The 17,212-nt window shown below is 36.6% G+C and carries 14 protein-coding genes; 3 read left to right on the forward strand and 11 right to left on the reverse strand.

Going from position 1 to position 17,212, the window contains the following annotated elements; translation table 11 throughout:
• Window positions 1-9 precede the first annotated feature (9 nt).
• The 8 genes from IGK82_RS08975 to IGK82_RS09010 all read right to left on the reverse strand — a co-directional run bounded on the left by IGK82_RS08975 (window position 10) and on the right by IGK82_RS09010 (window position 8,357).
• Window positions 10-978, reverse strand: a complete 969-nt coding sequence (locus IGK82_RS08975) for a hypothetical protein (RefSeq protein WP_002362893.1) — start codon at window positions 976-978, stop codon at window positions 10-12.
• 100 nt (window positions 979-1,078) lie between these two features.
• Window positions 1,079-1,750, reverse strand: a complete 672-nt coding sequence (locus IGK82_RS08980) for a hypothetical protein (RefSeq protein ID WP_002383583.1) — start codon at window positions 1,748-1,750, stop codon at window positions 1,079-1,081.
• A 12-nt stretch (window positions 1,751-1,762) separates the two neighbouring features.
• Window positions 1,763-2,680 carry a carbohydrate ABC transporter permease gene (locus IGK82_RS08985; RefSeq protein WP_002383582.1) on the reverse strand — a complete coding sequence of 306 codons (918 nt, stop codon included), beginning with the start codon at window positions 2,678-2,680 and terminating at the stop codon, window positions 1,763-1,765.
• Window positions 2,653-3,555 carry a carbohydrate ABC transporter permease gene (locus IGK82_RS08990; RefSeq protein ID WP_002356840.1) on the reverse strand — a complete coding sequence of 301 codons (903 nt, stop codon included), beginning with the start codon at window positions 3,553-3,555 and terminating at the stop codon, window positions 2,653-2,655. The genes IGK82_RS08985 and IGK82_RS08990 overlap by 28 nt, the downstream gene beginning before the upstream one ends.
• A 150-nt stretch (window positions 3,556-3,705) precedes the next feature.
• Window positions 3,706-4,983 carry an ABC transporter substrate-binding protein gene (locus tag IGK82_RS08995; RefSeq protein ID WP_002359868.1) on the reverse strand — a complete coding sequence of 426 codons (1,278 nt, stop codon included), beginning with the start codon at window positions 4,981-4,983 and terminating at the stop codon, window positions 3,706-3,708.
• 49 nt (window positions 4,984-5,032) lie between these two features.
• Window positions 5,033-6,175, reverse strand: coding sequence for a glycoside hydrolase family 88 protein (locus tag IGK82_RS09000; protein ID WP_002356837.1), 1,143 nt, complete (start codon window positions 6,173-6,175; stop codon window positions 5,033-5,035).
• A gap of 15 nt (window positions 6,176-6,190) precedes the next feature.
• Entirely contained in the window at window positions 6,191-7,990 is a 1,800-nt protein-coding gene (locus IGK82_RS09005; RefSeq protein ID WP_002413633.1) for a DUF2264 domain-containing protein, read from the reverse strand.
• Window positions 7,971-8,357 carry a membrane lipoprotein lipid attachment site-containing protein gene (locus tag IGK82_RS09010; protein WP_002359865.1) on the reverse strand — a complete coding sequence of 129 codons (387 nt, stop codon included), beginning with the start codon at window positions 8,355-8,357 and terminating at the stop codon, window positions 7,971-7,973. Before IGK82_RS09010 ends, IGK82_RS09005 begins: the two co-directional genes overlap by 20 nt.
• Before the next feature lie 175 nt (window positions 8,358-8,532).
• Here IGK82_RS09010 and IGK82_RS09015 point away from each other — a divergent pair, with 175 nt between their 5' ends.
• Entirely contained in the window at window positions 8,533-9,594 is a 1,062-nt protein-coding gene (locus IGK82_RS09015) for a LacI family DNA-binding transcriptional regulator (protein ID WP_002356832.1), read from the forward strand.
• 40 nt (window positions 9,595-9,634) lie between these two features.
• On the opposite strand, the gene IGK82_RS09020 is transcribed toward IGK82_RS09015, so the two are convergent.
• Entirely contained in the window at window positions 9,635-10,468 is an 834-nt protein-coding gene (locus IGK82_RS09020; RefSeq protein ID WP_430605085.1) for a hypothetical protein, read from the reverse strand.
• Window positions 10,469-10,746: 278 nt separating this feature from the next.
• Window positions 10,747-12,585 (reverse strand): translation elongation factor 4, encoded by a 1,839-nt coding sequence (gene lepA, locus IGK82_RS09025; protein ID WP_002362887.1) that lies wholly within the window; start codon window positions 12,583-12,585, stop codon window positions 10,747-10,749.
• A gap of 246 nt (window positions 12,586-12,831) precedes the next feature.
• Here lepA and IGK82_RS09030 point away from each other — a divergent pair, with 246 nt between their 5' ends.
• Window positions 12,832-14,052 carry a GNAT family N-acetyltransferase gene (locus IGK82_RS09030; protein ID WP_002356813.1) on the forward strand — a complete coding sequence of 407 codons (1,221 nt, stop codon included), beginning with the start codon at window positions 12,832-12,834 and terminating at the stop codon, window positions 14,050-14,052.
• A gap of 23 nt (window positions 14,053-14,075) precedes the next feature.
• Window positions 14,076-14,555 (forward strand): nucleoside 2-deoxyribosyltransferase, encoded by a 480-nt coding sequence (locus IGK82_RS09035; protein WP_010825395.1) that lies wholly within the window; start codon window positions 14,076-14,078, stop codon window positions 14,553-14,555.
• Window positions 14,556-14,590: 35 nt separating this feature from the next.
• Here the strand turns inward: IGK82_RS09035 and clpB are convergent, their stop codons facing one another.
• A complete protein-coding gene (gene clpB, locus IGK82_RS09040; protein ID WP_002362158.1) occupies window positions 14,591-17,197 on the reverse strand; it encodes an ATP-dependent chaperone ClpB in 2,607 nt (868 codons plus the stop codon).
• Window positions 17,198-17,212 lie beyond the last annotated feature (15 nt).

Here is a 17,212-nt window from a genome sequence, read left to right on the forward strand (position 1 = left end):
TTCTGCTCCTTAACTGTTTTTATTTTGATAATTTTGAAAAAACTTTTCTCTGTCTTTCTCCAACAAGTCTACTTTGGTTGCTTGTTGATACGTAGCTAATTTCTCTTTGTAGCGTGTGTTGATATAGGCATTTTTGCCAAATTGTGGTGCTTCTTCAAACTGTAAAAGTTGCCCTCCTTCCTTATTAAAAATATAAAAGTATTGGTTTTCGTGGTATCCTTTCACCACGGTACCAACAGCTTTTTCACTAAGAATCTCCCCAACAGACAACGAATAAATATCCTCTTTTTGGATTTCTGCACTCTTCAATTGATACGATTCAATAACAAGATTAGGTAATTTATTTTGCCACTCCAATAACGTCTCCTCATAAGATAGATTCGGAGAGATTGCTTCGGCTATTTTTTCTAATTCTGCTTGCTTACCTGAAAAAGTTGGAATTTCAATTGCTTCAACAAAGTAATCGGTCTTTTTATATTTATCATCCAATTGCTCAAAGGCCTGCCGCAATTCTTTTTGCGTTGGCTTTTCTTTCTCCATTAATTTCTCTTTTATTTGGTCCTGTAATTGTTGATCTTTTGCATCTAAAAATTGCCAGAGCGTTAAACTGCTCTTTTGGTCTTGCCATTCTTTTTTTTCTTGCCCAAATGTTTGTGAGTGGGCTATTTCTAACTCCGTTGCCAGCTGTTTAATCATTTTATGTTGTACTAAATCCTCCGTTGCAACCTTCAGTAGTTCCTGAGTGGGTGATTTTCCGTTATACGTTTTGCGCCAGAAATTTTTCCCAAACGAAGTTAAATTATTCTGATCAGAGAATTGCTTCGCTACACGATTCATATTTTTATCGCCATAAACAATTAATTCTTCGACTTGGATTGCTTCGTTATTAATCATACTTTGCTGGCTGGTAGTAAAAATAACGAGCACAAAAATAGCACCTATCAAAAAGCTACTTAAAATAATTATTTTTTTCTTCATTCGTTCGCTCCCTCCACTTTAATAAACAAGGCAAGAACAAAATAAGCAACCCCACCTTCATTCATTTTCCTGAAAATCGAGATTACTTATTATGTAAAAATTATTTATTCTTTTTTTGCTTTTCATGCAATTTCCCAGTATTTAAATAAATAATCCCTAGGAAAAGGACAGGGGTTACAACAAACCCAAACTGTGGCTTCAAAAACATCATTGCAAACATTGAGAATAGTAAAAAAACATTTAGACAGCTGACATACCATTTCCGCAGTCCATAGTAAACAGAAATCCGAAACACATCTTTAAAAGAAGCTTGCGGGTTTCGTACTTGAAAATACCAAGCATTCAGCATAATAGCTAACCCAAAAATTAGCAGAAGGACCATCAATGGAATAAACCATTTACCAATCGTTGTTTTGGCAAAAAAGAATATATCTGTCACACTGATGATGCTACTTCCTAAGCCTAGCAAGCTGATAAGAAAGCCTCTTAACCCAAACTGACGAAACTTTTGGAAAAAAGTTTTAAATGGATCCAGCTCCTTTTCTTCTTTAAAAGTATCGATTAAGCCTAAAAGTGCAATCATCCCTGTCCCCATCGGCAACAACGTTACTACAAAAAGTGGGAGGTTTCGTGGATCAATGTCTAAGCTAATCACCGCTATGAAAAAAGGAATGTTCACTAAGAGAAGCCCTAGATTACCGATAAATAAAATGTAAAGCCAGCGAAAAATTTTCATATAGATATTATTATCAAAGGTTTGCTTAGTAAACATTCAAACTTCCTCCTAATTCTTCATTCCAGATGTAGCAATACCTTCAACAAAGTATTTTTGCATTGCTAAAAAGACAATCCCTACTGGTAAAATAGAAACCACTGATGCGGCCATGATTAAGGCATATTCAGCATCAAATAAACCGACGAACATTTTCAAACCTAACTGAATCGTTTTATTCTCAGTAGAAGATAAATAAATGAAAGGTCCCATATAGTCATTCCATGTATTCACAAAAGTAATAATCGTGAGACTAGCTAAAGCTGGTTTAGTTAATGGTAAAATAATTTTCCAATAAATTCCCCACTCACTTAACCCATCAATCCGCGCGCTTTCACATAGTGAATCTGGAATACTGCTGTAATATTGTTTCAGTAAAAAAACCCCAAATGCATTAAATGCTTGTAATAAAACAAGTGACCATAACGTGTCAGTCAAACCTAATTGACGCATCATAATAAATTGTGGAATCATATACGATTGCCAAGGAATAGCAATTGTTGCGATGTACGTAATAAAAAGTGTATCTCTTCCTCTAAAATTCATTTTTGAAAAGCCATATGCTGCAAAACTTGAAGTAAATAGTTGAATAATCGTAATCACAATACTTAAAAATAATGTATTTTTAAAGAAAGTTAACAACGGAATGCGTTCCCAAATAACGGAATAGTTTTCTGGATGCCAACTTTTAGGAATCCATTGAATTGGAATGGTGAAAACTTCATTGTTTGTTTTAAATGATGCTGAAACCATCCAAATGAAAGGCACCAAAGTAATTAACGCAAGTAAAGTTAAGAGAATGATTACAAGGATCCCACCAGGTGTGACTTTTTCTGCTTTTTTCGTTTTTGCTTTTCGAGTATTTTCTTTTTTTGAAAAAGTTGCTTCCATCTTTTCTCCTCCTAAACTTTCTCTTGATGTTGATTCCATTTAAATTGGGCCACAGTAATCGCTAGAACGATGATGAATAAGACCATCGCAATGGCTGATGCATAACCAAAATTAAATTTGACAAAGGCTTCATTGTAAATTTCGTAAACTAACACATTCGTTGCACGTCCTGGTCCACCACCAGTCATAACTTGAACTAAGTCAAACACTTTGAAACAGTTAATTACAAGCATGATAGTCACGAAAAAGGTCGTTGGTCGTAGTGAAGGTAAGGTAACATTTAAAAATTGATTCCATTTACCCGCGCCATCCATTGACGCTGCTTCATATAATTCTCTTGGCACACTTTGTAAACCAGCTAAATACAAAATCATATAATACCCCATAAAGCGCCACACACTAACGATGATAATTGCTGGTAAAGCCCAAGTAGAACTAGATGTCCAGCCAGGAGGATTTTCAATAAATAATTTCAAAAATTGATTAATTGGTCCCATCGTTGGATGAAATAGCATATTCCAAACGACCGCAATCGCAACTAATGACGTTACATAAGGAAAGAAAAAAGCCGTTCTAAAAAATTTCATCCCTCTAATTTTACGATTCAACAAAATCGCTAGTCCTAATGAGCAAATCAATGTTAACGGAACAACACCAATCGTATAGATAAACGTTTGTTTTAACGAAATCCAAAACGTATCATCATGAATCATTTTGGTGAAATTTTTCATTCCGACAAATTCAGGGGTTGAAAAAGAATCCCAACTCATAAAAGCTAAAATCAGTGAACAGATAACCGGGATTAAAGTGAAGAGGAAAAAGCCAATAAAGTTTGGTGCGATAAAAGATAACGCAGTCCACGTATTTTTTCGTCTCAATTTATTTGCTGTTTTTGTTTTTGAAGTAATTTCCATAATTGTATTCTGTTAAGTGAACTTAACAGGCCCTCCTTCCAAACTCAAGCTACATTCTTTATTTAAAAAAATAAGCTGAAATTCATTGTAGGTTACTCATTTCAGCTTATTTTTTTCATCAATCTTTTGTGTTTTTGCAGAAAATAATAATTAGTCTATCTCTGCTTTGACACGTTTTTCCATGTTAGCAATACCATCTTTTGGTTTTTCGTCGCCGACCATAATTAAATCATGTTCTTCTTGTAATACTTTATCAATTGCGGCACCGTTTTTATCAGATGGGAATTCTAAATTAATTGTATCTGGGTTAAAGGCTTTTTGTGAGACTTCGTCTGAAGGCATTCCTTTTCTTGCAAAGTAGATTTTATCAATTTCATCTGTTTTATAAGAAGGAACCACCCCTACTTCTGCTAAAAGTTTTGCACCTTCTTTACCTGAAGCAAAGTCTAAGAATTTTTGAGCAGCTTTTTGTTTTTTACTGTTTTTATTAATTGCAAAACTTGTCGGTGAGCCAAAGGTAGTTGCTTTGCCTTTTTCTTGTTGTGGTATTTCGGCAATCCCCCATTCGACATTTGTTTTGCCATCATCAATGTTGGTTAATAAAGTCCCCATGTACCAGCTACCCATGTACATCATCGCCGCTTTTGAATTTTCAAATTGTGATTGATACGTTACTTTTGTTGATTTTGCTGTTCCAAAATCCATTTGTGATTGATCTTTTTGCATTCTCAATGCGCGATCATAATAAGTTTCCATATAATTGTATTTTGGTTCAATCAAATTGGCATTGTTTTGAGCAGCAGCAATCGCTTGAACGGTTGAGCGCCAAGTATGTTGATAGGCACCATATACTTGTTCTTCTGGTTTAGATAATTTTTTCGCTAACGCTTCATATTCATCCCAAGTTAAGTTATCGGGATAGGCAATTCCGGCTTCATCAAACATTTTTTTATTGTAATACAATACCCAGAAATCTGTACGGTAAGGCTGAGCATAGGTTTTACCATCGATTTCATACATCTCGTAACTTGCTTTGGCAGGTTCGATATCTAAATCTTTAACGTGATCGGTTAAATCCACCAATTGATTGCGTAGCGCGTAATTAGAATATGAAAGTAAGTTTTTCATGGTTAAAATATCCGTCGTATCTCCTGATGAAAGCATCGTTGTTACTTTTGTGTCATAATCATCTGAAGCAATGTCCACCGGTTCAATAGTGATATCAGGATTTTCCGCTTCAAAAGCTCTGAATAATTTCTCAAATTCTGGGGTCGTGTCATAATTCCAAGTAGTTACTGTTAATTTTGTTTTGCCATCTTCACTCTTTTCAGTTGCTTTCTTTTCACTTGAACCACCACATGCTGTTAAAGTTACTGCCGCCACTGCTAACAACGCTGCCGCTGTTAAGCCTTTTTTCCAAAATTTCATTTGTACTACCTCCGCTATTTATTATTTTTTAGGAGTTTTCCTCCATGAATTACCAAAAAGAATACCAGCTTTTCGCTAAACGAGTTAACGCTTCCAAATAAAAGTAGTCGCCCCAAATCATGCATTCATCGACTCCTGTATTTGTTTTTTTATCATAGACACCATGAAGCAATAGGCCGTTCGACTCTGGTCGTAAAACCGTTGTATACTTTTCCGCTAATGCTTGTAATAGTTCTAGCGCAACCTTTTCATAATAGCCATGTTTTTCATCATTTAATGGAAGCTGACGAGATAATTCTAGTAAGCCACATGCAGCAATTGCAGCAGATGAGCTATCACGTTCTTCTTCACTCCCTTCATTGAAAATTAAATCCCAGTAACAGATTTTGTCTTCTGGTAATTCTTGAATAAAGTAATCAGCAACATTTTTTGCTGTTTCCAGAAAACTACTATCTCCTGTATATAAATAACTTAACGTAAAGCCGTAAATTCCCCAGGCTTGGCCGCGAGCCCAACAAGAATCATCTGAGTATCCTTGCTGCGTCTTACCGTATAAAGCTTCGCCTGTTTCCGTATCAAAATAATACGTATGGAACGTGGTGTGATTTTCTCGCACAATATATTTTTGTGTTTGTTTCGCATGATTGTAGGCAGCTTCATAATACTCTTGCTTGCCAGTCATTTTTGCTGCAAAGTATAATAATGGTAAGTTCATTAAACAATCAATAATCATTCTACCTCGTTGCTCTGGATCGTCTAAATTCCCCCAAGCTTGAATAATCTTGGCTTTTGGTGAATAACGTTTCATTAATAAGTCCGCAGCTTGCAAGGCCATTTCTTTTGAGGCCTCATGACCATTGACTTGATAATCTGCAATGGCTGTTAAAATATACAAAAAGCCTATATCATGTGTTTCCAGCTCAATTTGTTCATCCAAGCGATGTTGAAAAGAAGCCATCTGTGTGGTAATCACTTCATCGAACTCTGTTGAATTTGTTAATTCCTTTGCTAAAAATAACATTCCTGGCCAAAAGCTGGCCGTCCAGTCAATATTTTCTTCAGGATAATAAATTTGATTTAAACTTGCCGCGGGTGGAACTAATTCTTTAAATGTCTCTAAATTTCCTCGAACTTTGTTTAAAGCAAAACTGATTTGCTTCGGCAACCACTCAATCTGTCCATTTTCTGTCATTGTGTATTTCTCCCCCTAATTCCCCAAAATTACAACTTTTTCTTCAACTAAAAGCTGATTTTCTTTTAACCTAACTTTAACTGGCTCAATTTGTTCATTCGGTAGTACGCCTGTCACCAATGAAATTAAAAGATGTTTCCCTTTCGACAAGTTTGCTTTCAAATATGGCAACTCCGTTAATGGATAAAGTAAATTTGTATTCGGTTCTGTTCGAATAATCGCAGCTTCAGAAAAGCCGTTGATATTTTCTACTTTTGACACACCTTTTGCATTTTTTACCTCAGCCATTTGATCAGAAACGCAAGTGACCTTTTCATCGAAGAGCGGGATTGAAAAGCCACCTTCATAAGCCACTAATGCACGTTGTGTCTCAATTTCGTGGATCCGTAAATGCTGGCCTTCTAATGGTACAATTGTCGTTTTGATTGCTACATCGGACCAAGGATGCCATTGATGAATGATACGATCATCAAGAATTTCGCACTGATCATCTAATCCTTTCGTGCGGAAATAGTGGTCGTCTTCAGCTAAAGCCAAGCAATTATCATAAGCACCTTCGTAATACCAATAATCACTCTTTATAGTACTGAAACCAAAATGGGAAGAATAAACAAATTTACTATATTTATCATGCGCATGAGCTTGATAATTAATAAATTGTCCCGCTGGAAACATTAAACCATGTGTCCCTGCATCATTTACTTGATAGTAGTTCCGACTTTCTGGTGAAGGTAAGTGTTTTTCTGGAAAGCTAATAGGCTGTGTTTCTGCTTGCCAATAAGGATGATCTTTTGGAACCGCTAACAAAATGAATGCTTTAAAGGCCCAATAAGGTGAACCAGGACCATTATAGCCTTCGGCAAAGACCATATTTTGATAATCATAACCTACCGACAATAATCCATCTGTTGTAAAAATATCTTTGTTCATCCATTGATGAAGATGTCGGCTGATTAGACCTTTGATCTCACCCCACGGCAATGCTTCAACATCTGCAAAAACTAAGGCACTAAAAAATGACACTTGAGCAAAACGATACGTTAAGCTACGTCCAAAGGGAATCGCTTCTCCTGGCTGAGTAAACCAATATTTAAACTCTTGCGCGAACAAAGTTGCTCGTTCCTTCATAATAGCCACTCTTGCGGTATCTTCCGGGGCAAAACGACAATACAATAAACTATAATAATGAATAGCGAAAGAAACATAATAATCAACTTGTGTCTCGACTCCGTCATAATACCAACCATTACCGACATAAAAACGATCAATTACAGCCAAATCAACAGCGATCTGTTCTTTTGAATACGGCATTTCACAATGTTTCATCGCTAAATTCAGCAACACTCTAAAGAAATGCCAATTATTTGGCGGAATAATGTTTTCATTGGCTTGTATCAGCCAACTGTGTAAATTGTTTTGCTGTTCTTTTGTTAACTGGTCCCACGTTTTTTCTTTGTTTAACAAAAGAAATGTACTTAATGCTGCCATCTCAACAATCAATTGATCATAATCTTTTGTTTTTCCCCAATAAGATGAACTCTCAGGATCGGTTCCTTCGATAATTCCCGTTAGAAAGTCATTCAAATACTCACTTTCATTTTGCGTTACATAAGGACCTAGTCCCCATAATGGTCGTAAAAATGCCTCCGCATCACGTGTCCCTTTAGAATAAACCGTTCCGTGTGTCCCTAAATCCAGATGACCTTGATACTCTCGATCAAAAAACAATTCCAGTGGCGCTAATAAATCTTCAAATCCTTCTGCAACTTCTTCGTATGTTTCAAAAGGATTCTGTCTAATTCGTGGCTGAATCATGATTCTCCTCACTTTCAATTAATGTCCCTTTCAAAAAGCCGTAATATTCTCCGTAAACTGTCACTTCGTCACCAATCTTCAATTTTTTCTTTTGCTCATTAAAAACTTGATATTTACTAGAACCACTTTTCAAAATAAAACGATCACCTTTTTTTATTAAACTGGAACGACTGTCACTCTCAACAATCTCCCCTTTCAAAGAAATATATTCATTTAAACGAACGTCACCATTTTGTAATTCTGTTTCTGAATAAGACTGTGCCGTTTCCTTTAGATTTTGAAGAGATTCTTCATCAAATTCTTTTTCACCGGATTTACAACCTGTTAAAGCAAGTAAAATTAGTAAAAAAAATGAAAATCTTTTCACTAAACCACCTTCTCCATCGAATTAAAGCGCTTTCTTTGACTTTATAGTATATTTTTTTAGTCAAAAAATCAATAGTTTTTGCTAAAAAAAAGTAAAAAAAGCTTTTTCTTGCTTTTTTTTACTAAAAAGAAATATACTATATGCTATAATAGTACTTGAGAAGGAGGCATTTAGAATGGCAACTATCACAGATATCGCAAAAGTCGCGAATGTTTCAATTTCAACTGTATCGCGAGTTCTGAACTATGATCCAAACTTATCCGTTACAGAGGAAACCAAGCGAAAAATTTTTGAAGCAGCAGAAACCCTGAATTATACGAAATATAAAACTAAAAATAAAAACAAACAGCAGGAGCAACTGACACCTAACCTTTCCGTACAAACAGCTCCGCAAGAGCCTTCGATTGCCGTCGTTCAGTGGCGTTCAGATGACGAAGAACTAACGGATATTTACTATATGTCGATTCGTTTAGGCGCTGAAAAACGGGCCGAAGAGTTAGGTTACAATATTCTCAAAGTTTCTCAATTGGAACAACATAACCTTCAAGGGATTGATGGCATTTTGGCAATTGGTAAATTCACTCAAAAGACGTTACAAGAGTTGCAGCAACTGCATCCCAATCTTTGTGTAATTGGCAGTAATTTCCCATTGGAAGAATTTGATTCTGTAAATACTGATTTTTATCAAGCAACCGAGATTGCCTTAACCCATCTTTTGGAATTGGGCCACGAAAAAATTGCCTTTATTGGTGCCGAAGAAAGCGAAAACATGTATGGTTTCCGTCGCTATAAAACGCCGACAACCAATGCTTATCTTGACATTATGCAGCATTATCACTTGTTTAACGAAGATTATTTTATCTTAAAAGAAAATGGCATGTTGGATGTCAAAACGGGGGAACAATTGACAGAAGAAGCGTTAGAGAAATGGGGAAATGATTTACCTACTGCGATTCTTGCTTATAATGACGCCTTTGCAATCGGTGTGATACATACGTTAGCCGCACACGGTATAAAGGTTCCTGAAGAAATTAGTGTCATGGGGATCAATGATATCTCTATTTCTCAATATGTCTCACCACCGCTATCCTCTGTCCATGCCTTTACTGAAGAAATGGGCGAGACAGGCATTAATTTATTGCACAAACGAATTCAAATGCCTAGCATTCCTCGTAGAGTCCTGTTAAACACAGAATTGGTTGTCCGCCAATCAACAACTAGCCCACGCCAGAAATAAAAAATAAGGACCGCTCCTATAAAGGAACCGTCCTTATTTTTTATTTGTTTTGACCAAATAATTCAATTTGTGTTAATGCTGGAAATGGTGATGGTTCATCTGCTTGAATTAACTCTGTTAGTATCACCCACTCCGCTGCCCGTTTCGCAAAGGTAAAGCTCTGGCGTTGCTCAGTCTTAACAGTTTTAAAGACCTCATGTGTACCGTCGGAAAATTTTAAAGTCACTTGTTGCCAATAATTATCATGAGGAAAGTCCGCTCGTAATGTTAAGATCACTTTATCCAACAAGACTTCACGCCCAAATTCAATTTTTAATGCGGCATCTAATTGCTGATTAATCCCCCATGATTGATAAGGATACGACCCATGATAAAGATTAGCGAAGGTACCGTCAATCGCATTGCAAGCAAAAAAAGTGGCATCATTTCGCGTTTCCACGTTGGCAGATGCATGAGGATACGCACCAGTAAAATGTTGTAAATCATGCGGATTTAACGCCCAATTACGATAACTCTTAATTTCTTCTTTAGTGGCAATACGCACACTTATATAAGGTTTCTTGGTTTCAAAACGATACGCTGCTCGCGCTTCGATAGCGTTTTCATTTTTTATGATTGGAAACGTCCATTTTTGTTCTGGAACATAAATTAAACTGCTATCAAGCGTAGCATCTAACTTCACCATTAAATAAGTATTGGGCGTATCTAAACAAACTTGAATCACATCGCCGTCTTGTAATTGACAATCCCGAGCAGCTAAACAAACAAAATCTTTTCCTGTAATAGTTAACTCTTTCAAAGAATCTGAATCATCTATCTTAGCTTTTCTAACTTCTTGTTCTTGATTTAAAATCGATAATGAAATACACGTCATATGCTTCCCTCCTAGTTTTACCTTTATTATATATTATTTTAGTAAATTAATCTATTTTTTACTAAAATAATAGCTGATTAAAGAATAAATGTTTAGATCAAAAAAATAAAAAGGCTTTTCTTAAAAGTCTTCTTTTGTTCAAACTGATTATCTTAAGAGTTAAAAAGTGGGATATAAGTTGAGCCGACCCTCAAAAGTTAGATTTCTAGGTCTAACTTTTTGGAGTCGGCTCAAGTCGAAATGACTAATGTCCCACTTTCAATAAAAAAAGAATAAATTTATGATTTTTTCTGATCATCTTCATCCATTTTCAGAACCGCCATAAAGGCTTCTTGAGGAACTTCCACGGATCCAATTTGTTTCATCCGTTTCTTCCCTTCTTTTTGTTTCTCTAACAATTTACGTTTACGAGAAACATCGCCACCATAGCATTTAGCCAGTACGTTTTTGCGTAAGGCTTTAATATCTGAACGAGCCACAATTTTTTGACCAATCGCCGCTTGAACTGGGACTTCAAACTGTTGACGTGGAATTAGTTTTTTCAGTTTCTCAACAATCGCTTTACCACGCTCAAATGCGAAATCTCGGTGAACAATAAAGCTTAACGCATCCACTTTTTCAGCATTTAATAGAATATCCATTTTCACTAGGCGGCTGGTACGATAGCCAGCCATTTCGTAATCTAAGGATGCATAGCCTTTTGTACTTGATTTCAATTTATCGAAAAAGTCAAACACGATTTCAGATAACGGAATTTCATAAACTACGTTTACACGATAATCGTCTAAGTAATCCATTGTAATGAATTCGCCACGTTTACGTTGTGATAATTCCATTACTGCTCCTACATAATCGTTTGGCACCATGATTTGCGCTTTAACATAAGGTTCTTCCACAGATTCAATCGTTACTGGTTCTGGAAATTCAGCTGGGTTGTCAACAACAACGGTTGTTCCGTCAGTTTTATTAACGTGATAGATTACAGACGGTGCTGTTGTAATTAACTCTAAATTAAATTCTCGTTCCAAACGTTCCTGAACAACATCCATGTGCAGCAAACCTAAGAAACCACAACGGAAACCAAACCCTAAAGCTTGCGATGTTTCCGGTTCAAATTGTAACGCCGCATCATTTAATTGTAATTTTTCTAATGCTTCCCGTAAATCATTGTAGCGCGACGTATCAATTGGATATAAGCCACAATAAACCATTGGATTCATTTTGCGATAGCCTGGTAGTGCTTCTGCTGCTGGATTGTCGGCCAAAGTCACTGTATCCCCGACCCGTGTATCTTGAACCGTTTTAATGCTAGCGGTGATATAGCCCACATCACCAACCATTAAATAATCACGAGCAATTGGTTTCGGTGAAAAAACGCCGACTTCTGTTACATCAAACGTTTTACCGTTACTCATCATTTGGATTTTATCCCCAGGACGAACGACACCGTCAATTACACGGATGTTTAAAACGACCCCCCGATAACTATCGTAAATAGAGTCAAAAATCAAAGCCTTTAAAGGAGCCTCAATATCGCCTGATGGAGCTGGTACATACTCCACCACTTGTTCTAAAATATCTTCAATCCCAATCCCTGCTTTTGCACTTGCTAAAACAGCTTCCGATGCATCAATTCCAATTACGTCTTCAATCTCTGTCCGAACACGCTCTGGATCAGCGGCGGGTAAATCAATTTTATTAATAACAGGTAAAATTTCTAAGTCATTATCCAATGCCAAATAGACATTTGCTAGCGTTTGCGCTTCAATTCCTTGCGCCGCATCAACAACTAGAACAGCCCCTTCACAAGCTGCCAAGCTACGAGAAACTTCGTAGGTAAAATCGACGTGCCCTGGTGTGTCAATCAAATGGAAAGTATAGGTTTCACCATCTTTGGCTGTATAGTTTAATTCAATTGCGTTCAATTTGATGGTAATGCCGCGTTCTCTCTCTAAATCCATTGAATCAAGTAATTGATCTTGCATTTCTCGACTGCTAACTGTATTTGTTTTTTCCAAAATCCGGTCGGCTAAAGTTGACTTCCCATGGTCAATGTGGGCAATGATCGAGAAATTACGAATTTTCTCTTGTCTTGCTTTCATTTCTTTATTGTTCATTTTTTGCCTCATTTCTTTTAAGAAAAGCTAGCTTCCTGCTAGCTTCATCAATCAATTGTTATATTTTAGTTGCCTTTTTTATCAAATTATCATGTTTAAAGGTCTAGGATAATCAGCACTTTTCATTATACCAATTTTTGAAGAAGATTTAAAGCACTTCCCTTTTATTCTTTTGGTTTCGAAAGGCTAACAGAGTTTCGAAAAATTTGGTATACTAAAAACAGTAAATTTATTGGAGATGGAAAAATGGATGAACAAGAATTTCGAAAGCAACTGACCTTAAAGCCTGTTGAGGAAGAACACATTGATCAATTTAATGAACTTCTTTCCTATGTTTTTCAAGTAACTGAAGCAGATATTGAAGAAAGTGGTTTTGAAAACAAACGCGCATTTATCAAATCAAAACAACCGATTTTAGAACTTTCAAAAGTATTTGGCTGGTTTCACGAAAATCAATTAATTTCACAAATTGCTATCTATCCATGCGAAGTCAATATCCATGGTGCTTTGTATAAAATGGGCGGCGTTACTGGTGTCGGTACCTATCCTGAATATGCCAACCACGGTTTAATGAAAGACTTGATTCAAACGGCATTAGAAGAAATGCGCCAAGATAAACAGTGGATTTCTTATCTTTTCCCTTACAACATTCCTTATTACCGACGTAAAGGTTGGGAAATCATGTCCGACAAGTTATCTTTTAAAATTCGGGATACGCAATTACCAAAAACCGTTCCTGTTCCAGGAATGATTGAACGGTTAGCTGTCGATCACCCAGATGTCTTTGATGTCTATGCGCGATTCGCTCGTCAAAATCACGGCGCGCTCATTCGTAGTGCCTTCAACTGGGAAGAATATTGGCGTTTCGAAAACGAGGAAGAACGGACTGCTGCTGTCTATTATGGTGCCAATCAAGAACCTTTAGGAGTACTTTTCTATTGGGTGGCCGATGAGGTATTTCATATTAAGGAAATGTTTTACTTGAACCAAGAAGCCCGAAATGGCTTGTGGAATTTTATTACTGCGCATTTTTCGATGGTTTATTGGGTCAAGGGCGATATCTATAAAAACGAACCATTAGCCTTTCTTTTAGAAGACAGCCAAATTAAAGAAAGCATTGAGCCCTATTATATGGCGCGAATTGTTGATGTCAAAGCCTTTTTAGAAAACTTTCCTTTTGAAAGTACAGCTAAGCCATTCCATTTTGTCGTTAAAGATCCTGTTGCTGAGTGGAATAATGGTATTTTTGGCTTAATTTGGGATGAAAATGATCAAGTAACCATTACGGATGAACCTCTAGGCACCGCCGTTCACTTAGATATTCAAACACTAACTTGTTTAGTCATGAATTACCGACGCCCTTCGTACTTACATCGAATTGAGCGTATTGATACAGATAAAGAAACTTTAAATTCTTTGGAACGGATTTTTCCTGACCAAGAAGCTTATTTCAGTGATTATTTCTAAAACCTTGGATTGGAGACAGACAAATGACAAAAATTTATTTTGCAGGACCTTTATTTTCGCAAGCTGACTTACGTTATAATGCCTATTTAGTCGAACAAATTCGACAATTGGATAAAACAATCGATCTTTATTTACCACAAAAAAATGCGGCGATTAACGACAAATCTGCTTATGCCGATAGTAAAATGATTGCCTTAGCAGATACAGAAAACGTCCTTGCTAGCGACTTATTGGTTGCTTTATTAGACGGTCCAACCATTGATGCGGGCGTAGCTTCCGAAATTGGTGTTGCTTATGCCAAAGGAATCCCGGTGGTTGCCCTTTACACAGACAGCCGCCAACAAGGTGCTGATAATCACCAAAAGCTTGATGCTTTGAACGAAGTCGCTGAAAATCAATTCCATTATTTAAACCTTTACACAGTTGGTTTGATTAAATTGAATGGTCGGGTTGTTTCTTCAGAAGAGGATTTGTTGGAAGAAATTAAGCAACGATTGTCATAATAAAAAAAGAACGAGCGAATTCGCTCGTTCTTTTTTTATACTTCTTCTATCGGTTCATTTTCAAAAACTAATTGATTGTCTAATAGACTAATCGTGACTTTTGTTTTTGGCATTACTCGACCAGAAACAATTTCTTTTGCTAATGGTGTTTCGACTTCGCGAGTAATGAAACGTTTTAACGGACGAGCTCCATAAGCTGGCTCATACCCATTTTCAGCAATCCATGTTTTAGCTTCATCAGTGATTTCCAACACAATTTCTTGTTGCTCTAAACGATGAGCAAGTTGTGCGGTCATTTTACCAATGATTCCTTTCACATTATCCAAGCTTAATGGTGTAAATAAAATAGTATCATCAATTCTGTTTAAGAACTCTGGTTTAAAGTGTCCTTTCAGAATATTCATGACTTGATTTTCAACTTCTTCTGGAATTGTTCCTTCAGGTGTCACACCTTCCAATAAAAGCTGAGAGCCGATGTTACTTGTCATAATTAAAACCGTATTTTTAAAATCAACGACTCGACCTTTAGAATCTGTCAAACGACCATCATCTAAAACTTGTAATAAGATATTAAAGACATCTGGGTGCGCTTTTTCAATTTCGTCTAATAAGACAATTGTATAAGGGTTTCGACGAACAGCTTCTGTTAACTGGCCACCTTCTTCATAACCAATATAGCCTGGAGGGGCACCAACCAAACGAGACACGGCATGTTTTTCCATGTATTCACTCATGTCAATCCGTACCATATGATCTTCAGAATCAAACAAATCTTCAGCTAAAGCTTTAGCAAGTTCTGTTTTACCAACACCAGTTGGTCCTAGGAAAAGGAACGAACCGAGTGGGCGATTTGGATCTTGTAAGCCTGCTCTTGAACGAATCACCGCATCACTAACAGCATCGACGGCTTCATCTTGACCAATCACACGTTTGTGTAATGTTTCATTCAGTTTCATTAATTTTTCTCGTTCGCCTTCAACTAATTTTGTCACAGGAATGCCGGTTAAACGACCGACCACTTGCGCAATTTCGTTTTCAGTAACCGATTCTTGTACCATTTTGACGTTATCTTTAGCGTTCTTTTCTTCCAATTCTTTCAATTCATGTTCTAATTGTGGAATTGTTCCATGACGCAAAACAGCAGCTCGTTCTAAATCATAATTATTTTCAGCATCTTCTAATTCGTGTTTTGCTTTATCAATCTCTGCACGTTTGTTGGAAACCGCATTAACTTCTTCTTTTTCCGTTTCCCATTGCATTTTCATTGAGTTGGCTTCTTCACGCAAATCTGCTAATTCTTCTTGCAAGTTGGCTAACCGTTTTTTACTTGCATCATCTGATTCTTTTTTCAAGGCCGCTTCTTCAATTTCTAGTTGCATTAACCGACGTGTTACTTGATCGAGCTCTGTTGGCATCGAATTCATTTCCACTCGAATCGTTGCGCTTGCTTCATCGACTAAGTCAATCGCTTTATCTGGTAAGAAACGATCAGTAATATAGCGATCGGATAAAGTAGCGGCAGCAACTAAAGCATTGTCATGAATATTCACGCCGTGGTGAATTTCAAATCGTTCTTTTAAGCCACGCAAAATAGAAATTGTATCTTCTACTGTTGGTTCTTTGACTAATACTTTTTGGAAACGACGTTCTAAGGCTTTATCTTTTTCCATATATTGGCGATATTCATCAAGCGTTGTGGCACCGATTAAATGCAATTCACCACGTGCTAGCATCGGTTTTAATAAATTCCCGGCGTCCATACTGCCTTCAGTTTTACCAGCTCCGACGATATTATGAATTTCATCAATGAATAAAATGATTTTGCCATCACTTTTTTTCACTTCTTTTAAAACAGCTTTTAACCGTTCTTCAAATTCGCCACGGAATTTTGCTCCCGCAATTAAGGCACCCATATCTAAAGAAAAAATGGTTTTATCTTTTAAGTTTTCGGGAACATCTTTACGAACGATTCGTTGTGCTAATCCTTCAACAATCGCTGTTTTACCAACACCTGGTTCACCAATTAAGACTGGATTATTTTTAGTTTTTCTTGATAAAATCCGAATAACGTCACGAATTTCTTCGTCACGACCAATGATTGGATCTTGTTTTCCTGCTTTTACTTGTTGTACTAAGTCAACACCGTATTTTTCTAGTGCTTTATATTGTTCTTCCTGGTTTTGAGAAGTCACACGATCTCCTCCTCTCATCTCTTCAATATTTTTTCTTAACTCTTTTTCCGTAATGCCTTGTTGCATTAAATATTTTGTTAAACGATAATTTTTCAATTTCATTAAAGCTAAAAGTACAATTTCGGTTGATAAAAATTCATCTTGGAATTCTTCTCGAAGTGAATCAGCTTCTTGCAATAAATGGAACAAATTTTGACTTAAATTTTGACCATATTGCACATTACCGCCTGCCACACTTGGATATTCATCTAACGCGTTATCTACTTCTCGTTCAAATGCGTCAACATCTAAACCAGCATCTGTGTAAAAATTACGTCCAAAATGGTTTGGTTGAAGAAAAATTTTCCATAAATGTGCGATATCAATTTCTTGATGTTGCCGTGTCACCGCAACTTTTTGAGCTTCAGCAATCGCCTCTTGAAGCGTGGTTGTCATTTTTTCAATATTCATAAACGATCCCTCCCG

Origin of the sequence: Enterococcus sp. AZ197, assembly GCF_050556405.1 — a bacterium.
Taxonomy (GTDB): Bacteria; Bacillota; Bacilli; order Lactobacillales; family Enterococcaceae; genus Enterococcus; species Enterococcus faecalis.

Bases quoted from the DNA above. Each gene is read 5' to 3' on its own strand.
- IGK82_RS08985 (WP_002383582.1), bottom strand. From the start codon at position 2,680: ATGGAATCAACATCAAGAGAAAGTTTAGGAGGAGAAAAGATGGAAGCA.
- IGK82_RS08995 (WP_002359868.1), bottom strand. From the start codon at position 4,983: ATGAAATTTTGGAAAAAAGGCTTAACAGCGGCAGCGTTGTTAGCAGTG.
- IGK82_RS08980 (WP_002383583.1), bottom strand. From the start codon at position 1,750: ATGTTTACTAAGCAAACCTTTGATAATAATATCTATATGAAAATTTTT.
- IGK82_RS08990 (WP_002356840.1), bottom strand. From the start codon at position 3,555: ATGGAAATTACTTCAAAAACAAAAACAGCAAATAAATTGAGACGAAAA.
- IGK82_RS09005 (WP_002413633.1), bottom strand. From the start codon at position 7,990: ATGATTCAGCCACGAATTAGACAGAATCCTTTTGAAACATACGAAGAA.
- IGK82_RS09000 (WP_002356837.1), bottom strand. From the start codon at position 6,175: ATGACAGAAAATGGACAGATTGAGTGGTTGCCGAAGCAAATCAGTTTT.
- IGK82_RS09015 (WP_002356832.1), top strand. From the start codon at position 8,533: ATGGCAACTATCACAGATATCGCAAAAGTCGCGAATGTTTCAATTTCA.
- IGK82_RS09035 (WP_010825395.1), top strand. From the start codon at position 14,076: ATGACAAAAATTTATTTTGCAGGACCTTTATTTTCGCAAGCTGACTTA.
- lepA (WP_002362887.1), bottom strand. From the start codon at position 12,585: ATGAACAATAAAGAAATGAAAGCAAGACAAGAGAAAATTCGTAATTTC.
- IGK82_RS09020 (WP_430605085.1), bottom strand. From the start codon at position 10,468: ATGACGTGTATTTCATTATCGATTTTAAATCAAGAACAAGAAGTTAGA.
- IGK82_RS08975 (WP_002362893.1), bottom strand. From the start codon at position 978: ATGAAGAAAAAAATAATTATTTTAAGTAGCTTTTTGATAGGTGCTATT.
- clpB (WP_002362158.1), bottom strand. From the start codon at position 17,197: ATGAATATTGAAAAAATGACAACCACGCTTCAAGAGGCGATTGCTGAA.
- IGK82_RS09030 (WP_002356813.1), top strand. From the start codon at position 12,832: ATGGATGAACAAGAATTTCGAAAGCAACTGACCTTAAAGCCTGTTGAG.